Below are 14,383 nucleotides of genomic sequence, written 5' to 3' on the forward strand. Positions count from 1 at the left end.
CCGAAGGGTGACAGATCGATGAAATTTGCAGTGTCAGTGCCGGTCTCACCTGGGAGCGGGCTTGCCCCGCGATGAAACCGCCACCGGCACCCTGAATCAATCGTCCATGGCCTTGATCGACTTGGGCGACAACCTCAGGCTGCGCAAGCTGCGCTTGACGCTCTTGAGGTGATTGACCAGGCTCGGCCCACGCGCCATGGCCACGCCCATGGCCAGCACGTCGATGACCACCAGGTGAGCGATGCGCGAAGTCAGCGGGGTGTAGATCTCGGTGTCTTCATGCACATCGATCGCCAGATTGACCGTGGACAACTCGGCCAACGGCGTCTGGCTCGGGCACAGGGTAATCAGGTTTGCGCCGCTCTCACGCACCAGGTTGGCCGTGATCAACAGATCCTTGGAACGCCCCGACTGAGAGATACACACCGCCACATCGCCAGGCTTCAAGGTCACCGCCGACATCGCCTGCATGTGCGGGTCGGAATAGGCCGCCGCGCTGAGCAGCAGGCGGAAGAACTTGTGCTGGGCATCGGCAGCCACCGCACCCGACGCGCCAAAACCATAGAACTCCACGCGCTGGGCATGGGCCATGGCCGTTACCGCCTGCTGCAGCGCGTGCGGATCGAGATGCTCGCGCACTTCCATCAAGGTGTGCAGGGTGGTGTCGAAGATCTTCAGGCTGTAGTCGGCGACCGAGTCGTCTTCATGGATCGCGAATTGGCCGAAGCTGGCGCCAGCGGCCAGGCTTTGCGCCAGCTTGAGCTTGAGGTCCTGAAACCCAGAGCAGCCAATCGCCCGGCAGAAACGCACGATGGTCGGCTCGCTGATACCGACGTTATGCGCCAGATCCGCCATGGAACTGTGCATGACGGCAGCCGGATCAAGTAGCACATGGTCAGCCACTTTCAGTTCCGATTTGCGCAGCAGATGGCGCGATTGGGCGATATGTTGCAACAGATTCACGGGCTGGACTCGGTTATGATCGGCTGGCCGGGATGTAGCTTTCTTGTAGTTATACTACATGACCGGCGACCCGCCCAGTTAAACGAACGTGGAGAGTGGTGGCTTGACTATTCCTTGCGACATTCTGGTCTTCGGCGGCACGGGCGACCTGGCCCTGCACAAATTGCTGCCGGCGCTCTACCACCTGTATCGCGAGGCACGTCTGCACAATGCGGTGCGGATCATCTCCCTGGCCCGGCGCAACCTGAGCCGTGACGACTACCTGAAACTCGCCGAGCGCCATTGCCGGGCACAGATCGCCCGCCACGATTTCGAAGAAGACGTCTGGTGGCGCTTCAGCGCCAGGCTCGACTACTTCCCCATGGACGCCTCGCAAAGCGCCGACTTCGGCCGTCTGGCGCGCTATCTCGGCGAGCCGGGAGGACTGGCGCGGATCTACTACCTGGCGACCGCGCCCAACCTGTTCGTACCCATTGCCAACCACCTGCGCATCGCCGGGCTGGCCGATCACGAAGCCCGTATCGTGCTGGAAAAGCCCATCGGCCATTCGCTGGAGTCGGCCACCGCGATCAACGAAGCGATCGGCGCGGTGTTCGATGAATCGCAGGTGTTTCGTATCGACCACTACCTGGGCAAGGAAACCGTACAGAACCTGATGGCGCTGCGCTTTGCCAATGCCCTGCTGGAGCCGGTGTGGCGCAATGGCCAGGTCGATCACGTGCAGATCAGCGTCTGTGAAACCCTGGGGGTGGAGAATCGCGGCGGCTACTACGACCGCGCTGGCGCCACCCGCGACATGCTGCAAAACCACCTGCTGCAGTTGCTGTGCCTGGTGGCGATGGAGCCCCCGGCACAGTTCGACGCCGAAGCGGTGCGCGACGAGAAGGTGAAGATTTTGCGAGCGCTCAAGCCGATCACCGGCCAGGATGTGCAGGACAAGACCGTACGCGGCCAATACAGTGCCGGGCGGATCGGTGGCCAGGAAGTGCCGGCCTACTACTTCGAAAAAGACGTCGACAATGACAGCGACACCGAGACCTTCGTTGCCGTCCAGGCGCAGATCGACAACTGGCGCTGGGCCGGCGTGCCGTTCTACCTGCGCACCGGCAAACGCATGGCACGCCGCACCTCGCAGATCGTCATCCAGTTCAAACCGGTGCCGCATGAGCTGTTCAGCGGCGGCCAGGTCAACCAACTGCTGATCCAACTACAACCCGACGAGCGCATCAGCCTGCGCATGATGACCAAAAGCCCAGGCAAGGGCATGCGCCTGGAACCGGTAGAACTTGACCTGAACCTGGCCCAGGTATTCGGCCAGACCCGCCGTTGGGAAGCCTACGAGCGGCTGCTGCTGGATGTGCTCGACGGCGACTCGACCTTGTTCATGCGCCGCGACGAGGTCGAGGCGGCTTGGGCCTGGATCGACCCGATGCTCAAGGGTTGGGAAGAACACTTCCAGGCACCGCGCCCCTATCACGCAGGCAGTAATGGCCCCGAATCTGCCAACACCCTGCTGACCCGCCAGGGAAGAGCTTGGCATAGCTGAAAGATTTCTGACTGCATGTGCAGATCGAACAAGTGAAATATGGCGACTCCGCAACACACGTTGCATTCATGGTAGGAGTACGCAATATGACTATCGAAACCAAAGGTTGGGTTGCACAAATGGACAACATGCCTGGCAGCGTCAGCTTCCGGGTATATGGCTCCGTTGTGGTTGCACACCCGGGACTCAATCCCACCCTCAGCGTTCGCGACATTCAGGACAAGTCCTTTGCGCTGGCCCTGGAGCTCAAGCTGGAAGCTGTCGAGGGTATCTATCCTCAGGTCGTCACGGAAAAAACCGTGTCCTTCAAAATGCCGGGCGATCACAGCAACATTCCTAAAGTGGATATCTTCTACCAAGGGCAGTTGATCCATAGCATCACCGATATTCTGGTCACCCACTGACCCACGCGGTAGGGGCCCTCCTGGGCTCCCTACCTGGTCACACCTTGCAATGCGCTTTGCAACAGTGCCTTGAACGCCCAAGCATCGACAGGGCGACTGATCAAATACCCCTGAGCCTCATCGCAGCCCTGCTCGCGTAAAAAGCTCAGCTGTTCATTGGTTTCCACCCCCTCGGCCACCACGCCCAACCCCAGGCTCTGGGCCATGACAATGATCGCGCGGGTGATGGCGGCATCCTGACTGCCCTCGTGCAGCCCGCGGATGAACGCCTGGTCGATCTTCACGTAGTCCACCGGGAAGCGCTTGAGGTAGCTCAGTGACGAGTAGCCGGTGCCGAAATCATCGATGGCCAACTTCACCCCCAGCTCATGCAGTTGCTCGAAGGTGGCGATGATGTGCTCGACGCTGTCGAGCAATTGGCTCTCGGTCAGTTCCAACTCCAGCAGATGGGGCGCCAGCCCGGTTTCCTCCAGCACCCGGCGCACCAGGCTGACTAGCTTGCCTTGACGCAGCTGATAGACCGACAGGTTCACCGACACACGAATCTGCAACCCTTCGCGCAGCCACTCACAGGCTTGCCAGCAGGCTTGGCGCAGGACGAATTCGCCCATGGGTGCGATCAAGCCGGTCTCCTCGGCTAGACCAATGAATTCGCCTGGCGGGACCATGCCCCACTGCGGATGCTGCCAGCGCACCAGGGCTTCGGCAGCGTGCAGGCGGCCAGTGCGCAGGCACAACTTGGGCTGGTAATAGACCAGCAGTTGGCCTTCATCGATGGCCTTGCGCAGTTGGTTCTCCAACTGCAGGCGCTCGACGGTACTGGCGCGCAGGCTTTCGGTATAGAACTGGAAGTTATCCCCGCCCAGATGCTTGGCATGCTGCTTGGCCATGTCGGCCTGGCTGATCAGGGTATTGCCATCGAAGCTGGCATCGGCCAGCACACTGATGCCTACCGAGGCGCTGATGACCACCTCGTGGCCATCCAGGCGCTGCGGTACACGCAGTTTGTCCAACAGGCGGGTAGTCACCCGCACCAGGCTGGAAAGGTTGCTGTAGCCATCGAACAATACGGCGAATTCGTCACCAGACAGCCGCGCCACGGTATCGGCCTCCGGCACGGCATTGGCGATGCGCTGGGCGATTTTCTTGATCAGTTGGTCGGCCAGTTCATGACCGAGGCTTTCGTTGAGCAGCTTGAAGCGATCCAGGTCGATGTGCAGCAACGCCAGGCTACGGCCATTGACCCGCACCCGTTGGCAGGCCTCATGCAAACGCAGGCGAAATAGCGCGCGGTTGGCCAGACCGCTCAATTCGTCATAGTGGGCCAAGTAACGCAGACGCTCTTCCGATGCTCGCCGCGCCGACAGATCGGTGAAGAAGCCGACCACATTGCTCAGATTGCCGTGGGCATCGCGCACCCCAGTGAGCTGCAACCATTGTGGGTACAGCTCACCATTCTTGCGGGCCTCCACCAGTTCGCCCTGCCAGTGGCCGTGTTGGCGCAGGGCTTGATCGATGGCCAGGTTGTGACGACGCACATCGCTGCTACAAGGCAGCTCGAGCAGGTCACGCGCCAGCAGTTCGGCACGCGCGTAGCCGGTCATCTGGCAAAACGCCTGGTTGACCGCTAGCAGTGAGAATTCGGCGTTGAGGATAACGATGCCTTCATTGCACGCCTCGAACACCGTCGAGGCGAGGCGCTGCTGCTCTTCGAGGGCTTTTTGCGCATAGATGCGCTGCAGGTCCTCGCTCAGCGCCTGGTTCTGGAAACGTCGCACCAGGCTGCGGTCGATCAACCGGTTGACCTGCCAGGCCACCACCATCAGCGCTGCCAGCAAGATCAGGCCAAGCCAGCCCCAGCCACGCTGGTGACCGGCCTCGAAATAGAACAAGTAGGCAATCGGCGGCAGCAGACAGGGCAAGGCAAAACTGAGAAACGCCGGCAGGCTGACGGCATAGGCGACGCTGGCCGACAACGCCGCCATCCCCAGCAAACCGAAGATCCACGCCTGTTCGGCGAAATTGTCCACAGGCACCCAAGCGATTGCGGCGCAGGCCAGGGTCAGGCCACTGAAGGCAGAGCCTGCCAGGAACATGCGCCACCAGTTAGGGCTGGCTTGGCGCTCAGCCGTGGCCCTGTCGAACGCGGCGACCTGGATCACCCGCAGGGCCACCAGCGCCAACAGCCAGACCAGCCATACGGCAACCAGCAGATAGCGCCCAGGGCTCCACAACAGCCAGGCGCAGAGCAAGCCGTTGAGCAGCATGAACAGTGTTGGCAGCAGCGAGCCTTGGTAGAGCAGGCGGGTGCGCTCGATGGAGAGCTGGGTGGCAAATTGCCGTCGCACGCTCCTGGTCTGCGACGATGCGCCGATCGTCGTGCAATCCTGGGTCATAGGGCTGGTTCTTGTTGTGTTCTTGTTAGGGATGACCGCAAACGTGCTGGGAGAATACACAAACGCTGCTTGCGGCCAAACTGCTCTAAGTCATGCCAGGCACACTGACGCATCGGTCAGCCCGATGAATGGCCAGTCTGCCAGGTGAATATTTATACAGTAGAGGTTTGCCCGTTCCCCGACGCCGCCCTAGAATGGCCGGATGCGCACAGATGACCTCTCCCTCCTGCTGAACTCTCTCAACGATGCCCAACGCCAGGCCGTAGCAGCCTCGGTGGGGCGTCAACTGGTGCTTGCCGGCGCCGGTTCCGGAAAAACCCGCGTGCTGGTGCACCGTATCGCCTGGCTGATCCAGGTCGAACAGGCCTCGCCGCACTCGATCCTGTCGGTGACCTTCACCAACAAGGCCGCCGCCGAAATGCGCCAGCGGATCGAGCAGCTGATGGGGATCAACCCCGCCGGCATGTGGGTGGGCACCTTCCACGGCCTGGCGCACCGCCTGCTGCGGGCGCACTGGCAGGAAGCGCGGCTGGCGCAGAACTTCCAGATCCTCGACAGCGATGATCAGCAACGGCTGGTCAAACGGGTGATCCGTGAACTGGGCCTGGACGAACAACGCTGGCCAGTCCGCCAAGCGCAGTGGTTCATCAACGGGCAGAAGGATGAAGGCCTGCGCCCGCAGCATATTCAGCCGGGTGGCGACCTGTTCCTGGGCACCATGCGCAGCATCTATGTGGCCTACGAGCAGGCCTGTGAGCGCGCCGGAGTCATCGACTTCTCCGAGCTGCTGTTGCGCGCGCTGGACTTGTGGCGCGACAACCCAGGTCTGCTTGAGCACTACCAGCGGCGCTTCCGCCACCTGCTGGTAGACGAATTCCAGGATACCAACGCCGTCCAGTACGCCTGGCTGCGCCTGCTGGCCAAAGGCGGCGACAGCCTGATGGTGGTGGGCGATGACGACCAGTCGATCTACGGCTGGCGCGGCGCCAAGATCGAGAACATCCATCAGTACACCGACGACTTCCCCGACGCCGAGATGATCCGCCTGGAGCAGAACTACCGCTCCACCGGCGGCATCCTCAAGGCCGCCAACGCCCTGATCGCCAACAACAGCGATCGCCTGGGCAAGGAGCTGTGGACCGACGTCGGCGAAGGCGAGCCGCTGACGCTTTACGCCGCCTACAACGAGCACGATGAAGCGCGCTACGTGGTCGAGTCGATCGAAAGCGTGATCAAGCAAGGCAGCGCGCGCAGCGACATTGCCATCTTGTATCGCTCCAACGCCCAATCGCGGGTGCTCGAAGAGGCGTTGCTGCGCGAGCGTATTCCGTATCGTATCTATGGCGGCCAGCGCTTCTTCGAGCGGGCCGAGATCAAGAACGCGATGGCCTACCTGCGCCTACTCGAAGGCCGTGGTAACGATGCAGCGTTGGAACGGGTGATCAACGTGCCGCCGCGTGGCATTGGCGAGAAAACCGTCGAGGCTATCCGCGACCACGCCCGCCACAGTCAACTGTCGATGTGGGAGGCGATGTGCCAACTACTCGCCGCCAAAGGCCTCAAGGGTCGCGCTGCCAGCGCCCTGGGCGCGTTCATCGAACTGATCGAGAACCTCGCCGCCAAAGCTGCTGAGATGCCACTGCACCTGATGACTCAAACCGTTATCGAGCAGTCCGGGCTGATCATCTATCACCAGGAAGAGAAAGGTGAAAAAGGCCAGGCGCGGGTAGAAAACCTTGAGGAACTGGTCAGCGCCGCGCGTAACTTCGAAAGCAGCGAAGAAGACGCCGAGCTGTCCCCGCTGTCGGCGTTTCTTGGCCACGCTTCGCTGGAAGCCGGTGAATCGCAGGCGGACGAGCACGAAGACAGCATCCAGCTGATGACCTTGCACAGCGCCAAGGGCCTGGAATTCCCCTACGTGTTCCTGGTGGGCATGGAAGAAGGGCTGTTCCCGCACAAGATGAGCCTGGAGGAGCCCGGTCGTCTGGCCGAAGAGCGCCGCCTGGCCTATGTGGGGATCACCCGCGCCATGCGCCAGCTGTACATGACCTACGCCGAAACCCGGCGCCTGTATGGCAGCGAGACCTACAACAAGGTGTCGCGCTTCGTCCGAGAGATCCCGCCGGGGCTGGTACAGGAAGTACGCCTGTCCAACTCGGTGAGCCGCCCGTTCGGCGGTGCGCAGACACAATCGAGCAGCATCTTCGCCAATGCCAGCATTCCGCAGACAGCCTTCTCCCTCGGCCAGCGCGTGCAGCACTCGGTGTTTGGCGAGGGTGTAATCCTCAACTTCGAAGGCTCCGGCGCGCAGGCGCGAGTGCAGGTGAACTTCGCCGAGGGCAGCAAGTGGTTGATGCTGGGGTATGCCAAGCTCGAGGCAATCTGAAGCCGTACTGGCCTCATCGCAGGACGGATTTTCCCTTTCCCTGTAGGAGCGGGCTTGCCCGCGATGAGGCCAGAACTGACATGGCACGATTTCTCTTACAACCACGAAGCAAAAGCCCTACAACCTGTTTTCCTCTTTCCGTAGAACCATTCAGGCAAAAGCTGGAAACATTATGGCGCTAGCCATGTCTGCTCCATCGTGTGCACCATGACGCGCGTGCAATCCACAATCAGGGGATATCCCACTTATGCAACGTTTTCTTAGCATCGCCCTGGCGCTGTGCGTCGGCCTGACGCTGAGCCTGGACGCCAACGCCAAACGCTTCGGCGGCGGCAAGAGCTCGGGCTCCGCGCCTATCCACCAGACTCGCCAGGCTACGCCAACCACGCCTGCTGCCGCACCGACCGCTCCAGGTCGCGCGCCGGCCGCCGCCAGCGGTGCTTCGCGCTGGCTGGGCCCACTTGCCGGCCTGGCCGCCGGTGGCCTGCTGGCCTCCATGTTCATGGGTGACGGCTTCCAGGGCATGCAGATCATGGACTTCCTGATCATGGGCCTGATCGCCTTCCTGGTGTTCCGCTTCATCGCCGCCCGCCGTCGCCAGCAGCAGGCTCACGCTGCGCCTGCCGGCCACGCCCCGTTCCAACGCGAAGCACACACCCAGCAACCGGCTCAACCGTCGATCTTCGGTGGCGCCGCCGCACCTGCCGCCGCCGCGCCGGTGATCAACGCCCCGGCCTGGTTCAACGAGCAAAGCTTCCTGGCCGCCGCGCGCAACCACTTCCAGTCGCTGCAGCAGCACTGGGATGCCAACGAGATGGACAAGATCGCCGAGTTCGTCACCCCGCAACTGCTCGAGTTCCTCAAGCGCGAGCGTGCTGACCTGGGTGATGGCTTCCAGTCCACCTACATCGATAACCTCGATGTGCAACTGGAAGGCGTCGATGATCGCGCCGACAAGACCATCGCCACCCTGACCTTCCGTGGTCAGTCGAAGACCTCGCGCTTCGACCAGGGCGAAGCCTTCAGCGAAAGCTGGCACATGGAGCGCGCCCAGGGCGAAAACCAGCCTTGGCTGCTCGCCGGTATCCGCCAGAACGGCTGATCCTGACACGTTGCAACAAAAAAACCCCGGGCTTGCCCGGGGTTTTTGCTTTTGCCTCAGCGGGCTACTAGGGTATAACGCGCAGCGTTGTCATCAAGGTAGAGGATGTGAACCGTGGAAGAAGTGATCGAACAACTGCGTGAAGCCAATGAGCCGGTACCGGTACCCCTGGAGCTTCCTGATGAAGATCAGCTGGTTGAGGTCGAGGAGCAGCTGTTCATCAACATTCCGTTCGTGTTCAAGGAATACCTGCTGACCGTCAGCGACGTGGTCTATGGCAGCCTTGAGCCAGTGACCGCGACCGATCCGCAGTCGCACACCTACCTGCCGGAAGTGGCGGCCAATGCCTGGGACGCTGGCGTCCCACGGGAATTGATCCCGATCTGCCAGGATGGCGACGACTACTACTGCGTCGAAGAGGACGGCACCGTGGTGCTGTGGTCCGGCGAAGAAGAGATCGTCACCGAAGAGAGCTGGGAATCGGTCTGGCATTGGGCGCGTGACGTCTGGCTGGAAAGCTGAACGAGAGTTATCCGCACAAACTAATGGCTCTTAGCCATTAATGGCCGTAAAATCGCCAGGCTTTCTGCGCCTGGCGACTCGCTACCGTGTCATCCCCTCGGACTTCGATGAAATCTCGCGCAGAGAGCATTTCTCTGTCAGTGCGAGTGATCACGGTTGTTTTCCAGGGTCTCCAGCAACGCGATCTGCATGCGCGTATGCACCCGAATCAACCAGCGCCACAGCAGCGCCACGACCACTGCCGCTACCACCACTATCACCAGCAGCAACTCATTGGTCGGCAAAATGCTCGCCGACAACGCCGACAGCAGCAGGAAGATCACCAGCAGCGACAGCAGCGGGATTACCTCGGCGATCACCCGACGCACACGCTGGGTATGCCGCCCGGCCATCTCAGGCTTCACGCCCATCTCCGCCAACAGCATCGATAGCGCCTTGAGCTTGCGATAGGCAGCGATCAGGAATGGCAACGACAACAGCAGTGCCGCGCCCCAGATCAGCGCCTTCTGCTGGCCAATGTCGCCCACCCACTCGCTCAACCAACTACCGAGCCGTTCGGCGAAGTAACCGCCACTGAAGAAGATCGCGATCACCAGCGCCAGATTGACCCCGACCTGCAGCAAGATGCGCCGGATCATCGCCGCCAGCATTGCCCCCTCGCCTTGCGGCTGAATACTGCGCAACCATTCGCCATACAGCGACAGCACCCGCGAAAGGCGGCTCGGGACAATTTTGCCAAGCTTGATCGACAGCGGATCGGCCGCACGAATCAAGTAAGGCGTGAGCAGTGTGGTGATCGCCGAGACAGCCACCGCTACCGGATAGAGGAAGTCGCTAGTGACCTGCAACGTCATGCCCAGCGCGGCAATGATGAAAGAGAACTCGCCGATCTGCGAAAGGCCCATGCCCACCCGAAGTGAAGTGCGACCGTCATTACCGGCGATAAAAGCACCCATGCCGCAAGAGAGCATCTTGCCCAGCACCACCGCCAGGGTGATCACCACGATTGGCCAGGCGTAATCGATCAGGACCTGAGGGTCGATCATCAGGCCGATGGCAACGAAGAAAATCGCACTGAACAGGTCGCGAACCGGCTCGATCAGCCGCTCGATCTTCAGCAGTTGGCGCGACTCGGCCATGATCGCACCGATCAGGAAGGCGCCCAGCACCATGCTGTACTCAAGCTTGACCACCAGCAGGCAGAAGCCGAAACACAAGCCCAGCACGGTAATCAGCAGCATTTCGTTGCTTTCGAACTTGGCCACATAGGCCAACAGCCTTGGCACCAGCAAGATACCAATGACCAGCGCGACGATCATGAACAGCGACAGCTTGCCGACGGTGGAGAACACTTCGCCGGAGCTGACCGAACCGCTGACTGCGATACCCGACAACAGGGCAATGATGCCAATGCCCAAGATATCTTCAACGATGAGCACGCCGAAGATCAGCTGGGCGAAGCGCTCGTTCTTCATCTTCAGGTCGTTGAGCGCCTTGACGATGATGGTGGTCGAGGAAATCGCCAGGATCGCGCCGAGGAACAGCGAATCCATGGTGCTCCAGCCGAACCAGCGACCGATTTCGAAACCGATCCAGATCATCAGGACGATTTCCAGGAACGCCGCGATAAATGCCGTCGCGCCGACCTTGAATAACTTGCGTAGGCTGAATTCCAGGCCCAGGCAGAACATCAGGAAGATTACCCCCAGCTCGGCCAGGGTCTTGATCGTGTCTTCGTCGTGAATCAGGCCAAACGGTGGGGTGTGCGGGCCAATGATGAAGCCGGCAACGATATAGCCAAGCACCACAGGTTGCTTGAAGCGATGGAACAGGATGGTGACCACCCCCGCCACCAGCATGATCACTGCCAGGTCCTGAATAAAGCTGATGGCATGCATGGCGTGGTACTCCTTTTCACGTTGCCCGGGCAGACCGCTCCTCTGCCGAGGTCATCCTTAGCGAGCAGCAGATACATACTGTGTTTAATGCAGGAAAGCCCATGTTGCATGGGCTTGCTCAGGTTAACATCGCGCTTCTGCGCAAAACGTTGGTGCAATATGCAGAAACATGTCGGCCGCTTCGCCTCAGCTAATGGCGCGAACCGCGTGACGATGGAGCGTCTGCCGACGTCCCGTACTAGGATGGGAAATTTCAACAGGGGACGAAGAAGTGTCCGAAGATGCCCGCCCCGTTTCAGCGCAACCTCACCGTGAGCACACTATGGAACCTGGAAACGCCCAGCTGACTATGACCGTCCTGATGACTCCGGACATGGCCAACTTCTCCGGCAACGTACACGGCGGCACCTTGCTCAAGTACCTCGATGAGGTGGCCTATGCGTGCGCCAGCCGCTATGCCGGCACTTACGTGGTGACCCTGTCGGTCGATCAGGTGGTATTCCGCGAGCCGGTCCACGTCGGCGAGCTGGTCACCTTCCTGGCCTCGGTCAACTACACCGGCAACACCTCGATGGAGGTGGGCATCAAAGTGGTGACCGAGAACATTCGCGAGCGCTCGGTGCGCCACTCCAACAGCTGCTTCTTCACCATGGTTGCAGTCGATGACAATCGCCGTCCGGTCCCGGTGCCTGCGCGCCTACCGCAGAGCAGCGAAGAGAAACGCCGCTTCCTGCAAGGCAAGCAGCGCCGGCAGATCCGCCAGGAACTGGAAAAGCGTTACCAGGACCTGAAGACCGACGCCATTTAAACCGTCAGGCGCTGTGCTTCGAAGCGCACGCGCGGATGGGCAATACGATCCTGGGCCCGTACCAGCTGCAATTCGTAGCTGGCGCTGGCCTGGGTTTCGAGCAGAACCTCGTGCACGGCGGCAGCGGTGAACTCGAACGCCTGTACCCAGCTGTCACCCAACAGCACCCGGGCCAGGAACAGCCCAGAGGTGAGGTCGCCGACGCCTACCGGCTGACGCGGGAAGCACAGCAGCGGCCGACGCAGGTGCCAGCTTTCCTCGCGGGTCACCAACAGCATTTCAAAGGCGTCTTCAGCGCGGCCCGGGTAGCTTAGGTGCTTGACCAGGACCACTTGCGGCCCACGCTCGAGCAGGCCGCGCGCCATCGCCACACAATCTTCCAGCGACTGCGCCCGACGCCCACTGAAGCTGTCCAGTTCAAGCTGATTGGGGCAGAGGATATCGGCCTTTGAAGCCGCTTGTTCGAGCAGGAACTCACTGACTTCCTCGGGGACGATGCAGCCCTTCTCGGCATGGCCCATGACCGGATCGCACAGGTACAGCGCCTTGGGGTTGACCGCCTTGATCCGCTCGACGCCAGCGAGAATCGCCCGACCTTGCTCGGCACTGCCCAGGTAGCCGGACAACACCGCATCGCAGTGGCCCAGCTCGCCAATGTTGCAAATGCCTTCTACCAACGCAGGAATTTGCGCTGGAGCAAGCACTTCTCCCGCCCACTGGCCATACTGAGTGTGATTGGAGAATTGCACGGTATTGAGTGGCCAGACGTTGACCCCGATCCGCTGCATGGGAAACACCGCGGCGCTGTTTCCGGCGTGGCCAAAGACCACATGGGACTGGATAGCGAGCAGATGCGGTGTACGTTTCATGCGGAGTTTTCCAAAGACGATTCAGGATGAGAGCGTCGCGCAGTATGAACTCGATTGCCACCTGTACGACAGACCAGGGACGCAGTTAAGCTGGATCTACTTGTTTGGAGCCTACGCAAATGTTGACCCTGGAGAACCTCTTCGTCCTGATGCTGCTCGCCACGGTCGGCGCCTGGCTGTGGCACAACCATGGCCTGCGCGAGAAGGCCCTGGTACGGGTCAAGCAGCATTGCGCCAAACTCGATCTGGAGCTTTTGGACGACGCCGTCGCGCTCAAGCGCATTGCCTTCGTGCGTGATGCCAACGGCCGCAAGCGCCTGGCGCGGATCTACAACTTCGAATTCACTGTCACTGGCGAGCAACGCCACCCCGGCACTGTCACCCAGTTCGGTGCACACACCATGCAGATCGAGCTGGCGCCCTACCCGTTCGAGATCAAGACCCCGCCACGCAGCGATAACGTCATCGAGATGCAGCAGTGGCGCCAGGAGCACAATCGCTGGCGCAACGATCAGCGCTAAAGGCGGCAGGCGGCCAGGGCGCTCTGCAGGGCTGGCGTGGGCTGCGGCTGAGCGAAGATCAGCTCGATGCGTGAATCCTTGCGCCATTCGCTTGAGTGCCAAGCCACGGCACTGGCCTGCAGGCCATTGAAGGATTGCCAGCCCTCTGCGCTGTGGATAACTCCCTTGGCCCTACGCCAGGGCCAAGCGCGGAGAAACGCCTGTAATCGCGACACATCGAACCGCTGGCTGGGATGCCAGCGCCAGCCGATACTCCAACCCCCTTCACCTTGTTGCGCCAGGCAAATCGGCTGGGATGGATCTGTCCACAGGGCTGCAAGCGGCGCAGATGTGTTTTCCACAGGCAGCTCAATCTCCGCAGAATTGGCTATATCGCATGTGGAAAACATTGGCAGCTGCGCCAGGGGAAACTCGCCGTGCTCGGTCCAGTAACTGGGAAGGCCAGGCAGCTGTTGAGTTATCAACAACCTCCGCTGTTCATCCACAGCTTGAGATTTGTTAAATATCAACAAGTTAGCGGCCGACAACGCCTGCTTTTGCGTCTCCGGTAATGGTTCACCTTGGGCCAGAGCAAGGGCATCGAGCACCATGATCATGGGCTGCACATTGAGCACTCCCGTCCACGGTGCCTGCCCCAGCTGCTTGAGCAGCTGGAGTGGATGACCCAAACCAGACGGCTCTATGAACAAGCGATCAGGACGGGCTTTGCGCAGCAAGCGAGCCAAGCCGACCTGAAACGGCATGCCGTTGACGCAACACAGACATCCTCCCGCCACTTCGCCAATCGCCACGCCATCCTCGTCGCGGCTGAGCAGGGCAGCATCGAGGCCGATCTGGCCGAATTCATTGACCAGTACCGCCCAGCGCTCGGTGGCCGGACGTTGAGCGAGCAGCTGCCGGATCAGGCTGGTCTTGCCAGCGCCCAGTGGGCCAGCGATAACGTGGGTAGGAATGTTCTGCAACATGGT

12 protein-coding genes are annotated in these 14,383 nt (G+C 61.0%); 7 read left to right on the forward strand and 5 right to left on the reverse strand.

The genetic code is table 11. The annotated features are described in order from the left end of the window. Window positions 1-96 precede the first annotated feature (96 nt). A complete protein-coding gene (hexR, locus tag AAZU54_RS10505; RefSeq protein ID WP_186553073.1) occupies window positions 97-963 on the reverse strand; it encodes a transcriptional regulator HexR in 867 nt (288 codons plus the stop codon). Window positions 964-1,066: 103 nt separating this feature from the next. On the opposite strand from hexR, the gene zwf reads away from it, so the two are divergent. Together zwf and AAZU54_RS10515 are read left to right on the forward strand one after the other, a co-directional pair. Then, window positions 1,067-2,509, forward strand: a complete 1,443-nt coding sequence (gene zwf, locus AAZU54_RS10510; protein WP_312153637.1) for a glucose-6-phosphate dehydrogenase — start codon at window positions 1,067-1,069, stop codon at window positions 2,507-2,509. Window positions 2,510-2,595: 86 nt separating this feature from the next. Next, the gene (locus AAZU54_RS10515; RefSeq protein WP_312153639.1) at window positions 2,596-2,913 is read left to right on the forward strand and encodes a hypothetical protein; all 318 of its coding nucleotides are present in this window, start codon (window positions 2,596-2,598) and stop codon (window positions 2,911-2,913) included. 29 nt (window positions 2,914-2,942) lie between these two features. Here the strand turns inward: AAZU54_RS10515 and AAZU54_RS10520 are convergent, their stop codons facing one another. Next, window positions 2,943-5,261 (reverse strand): putative bifunctional diguanylate cyclase/phosphodiesterase, encoded by a 2,319-nt coding sequence (locus tag AAZU54_RS10520; protein ID WP_434727130.1) that lies wholly within the window; start codon window positions 5,259-5,261, stop codon window positions 2,943-2,945. A 250-nt stretch (window positions 5,262-5,511) separates the two neighbouring features. Here AAZU54_RS10520 and uvrD point away from each other — a divergent pair, with 250 nt between their 5' ends. The 3 genes from uvrD (at window position 5,512) to AAZU54_RS10535 (ending at window position 9,319) form a co-directional block, all read left to right on the forward strand. Continuing rightward, window positions 5,512-7,695: a DNA helicase II gene (gene uvrD / locus AAZU54_RS10525; RefSeq protein WP_186553076.1), complete on the forward strand. Its 2,184-nt coding sequence runs from the start codon at window positions 5,512-5,514 to the stop codon at window positions 7,693-7,695. Between the two features lie 247 nt (window positions 7,696-7,942). Continuing rightward, a complete protein-coding gene (locus AAZU54_RS10530) occupies window positions 7,943-8,797 on the forward strand; it encodes a Tim44 domain-containing protein (RefSeq protein WP_186553077.1) in 855 nt (284 codons plus the stop codon). A gap of 114 nt (window positions 8,798-8,911) precedes the next feature. Then, window positions 8,912-9,319: an SMI1/KNR4 family protein gene (locus AAZU54_RS10535; protein ID WP_312156650.1), complete on the forward strand. Its 408-nt coding sequence runs from the start codon at window positions 8,912-8,914 to the stop codon at window positions 9,317-9,319. Between the two features lie 137 nt (window positions 9,320-9,456). On the opposite strand, the gene AAZU54_RS10540 is transcribed toward AAZU54_RS10535, so the two are convergent. Then, window positions 9,457-11,217, reverse strand: a complete 1,761-nt coding sequence (locus AAZU54_RS10540; RefSeq protein ID WP_186553079.1) for a cation:proton antiporter — start codon at window positions 11,215-11,217, stop codon at window positions 9,457-9,459. Window positions 11,218-11,539: 322 nt separating this feature from the next. Here AAZU54_RS10540 and AAZU54_RS10545 point away from each other — a divergent pair, with 322 nt between their 5' ends. Further along, window positions 11,540-12,025: an acyl-CoA thioesterase gene (locus tag AAZU54_RS10545; RefSeq protein WP_186553080.1), complete on the forward strand. Its 486-nt coding sequence runs from the start codon at window positions 11,540-11,542 to the stop codon at window positions 12,023-12,025. Here AAZU54_RS10545 and pdxY read toward each other — a convergent pair. After that, on the reverse strand, window positions 12,022-12,894 hold the full coding sequence (pdxY, locus tag AAZU54_RS10550; RefSeq protein WP_186553081.1) for a pyridoxal kinase PdxY: 873 nt from the start codon (window positions 12,892-12,894) through the stop codon (window positions 12,022-12,024). The two genes, AAZU54_RS10545 and pdxY, sit on opposite strands and share 4 nt — an antisense overlap. Window positions 12,895-13,013: 119 nt before the next feature. Between pdxY and AAZU54_RS10555 the strand changes: the two genes are divergently transcribed. Continuing rightward, the gene (locus tag AAZU54_RS10555) at window positions 13,014-13,415 is read left to right on the forward strand and encodes a DUF3301 domain-containing protein (RefSeq protein WP_186553082.1); all 402 of its coding nucleotides are present in this window, start codon (window positions 13,014-13,016) and stop codon (window positions 13,413-13,415) included. Here the strand turns inward: AAZU54_RS10555 and AAZU54_RS10560 are convergent. Next, window positions 13,412-14,380 (reverse strand): CobW family GTP-binding protein, encoded by a 969-nt coding sequence (locus AAZU54_RS10560; protein WP_434727131.1) that lies wholly within the window; start codon window positions 14,378-14,380, stop codon window positions 13,412-13,414. The two genes, AAZU54_RS10555 and AAZU54_RS10560, sit on opposite strands and share 4 nt — an antisense overlap. Between the last annotated feature and the right edge of the window lie 3 nt (window positions 14,381-14,383).

Source organism: Pseudomonas sp. Je.1.5.c, from assembly GCF_051129895.1.
GTDB lineage: Bacteria > Pseudomonadota > Gammaproteobacteria > Pseudomonadales > Pseudomonadaceae > Aquipseudomonas > Aquipseudomonas urmiensis.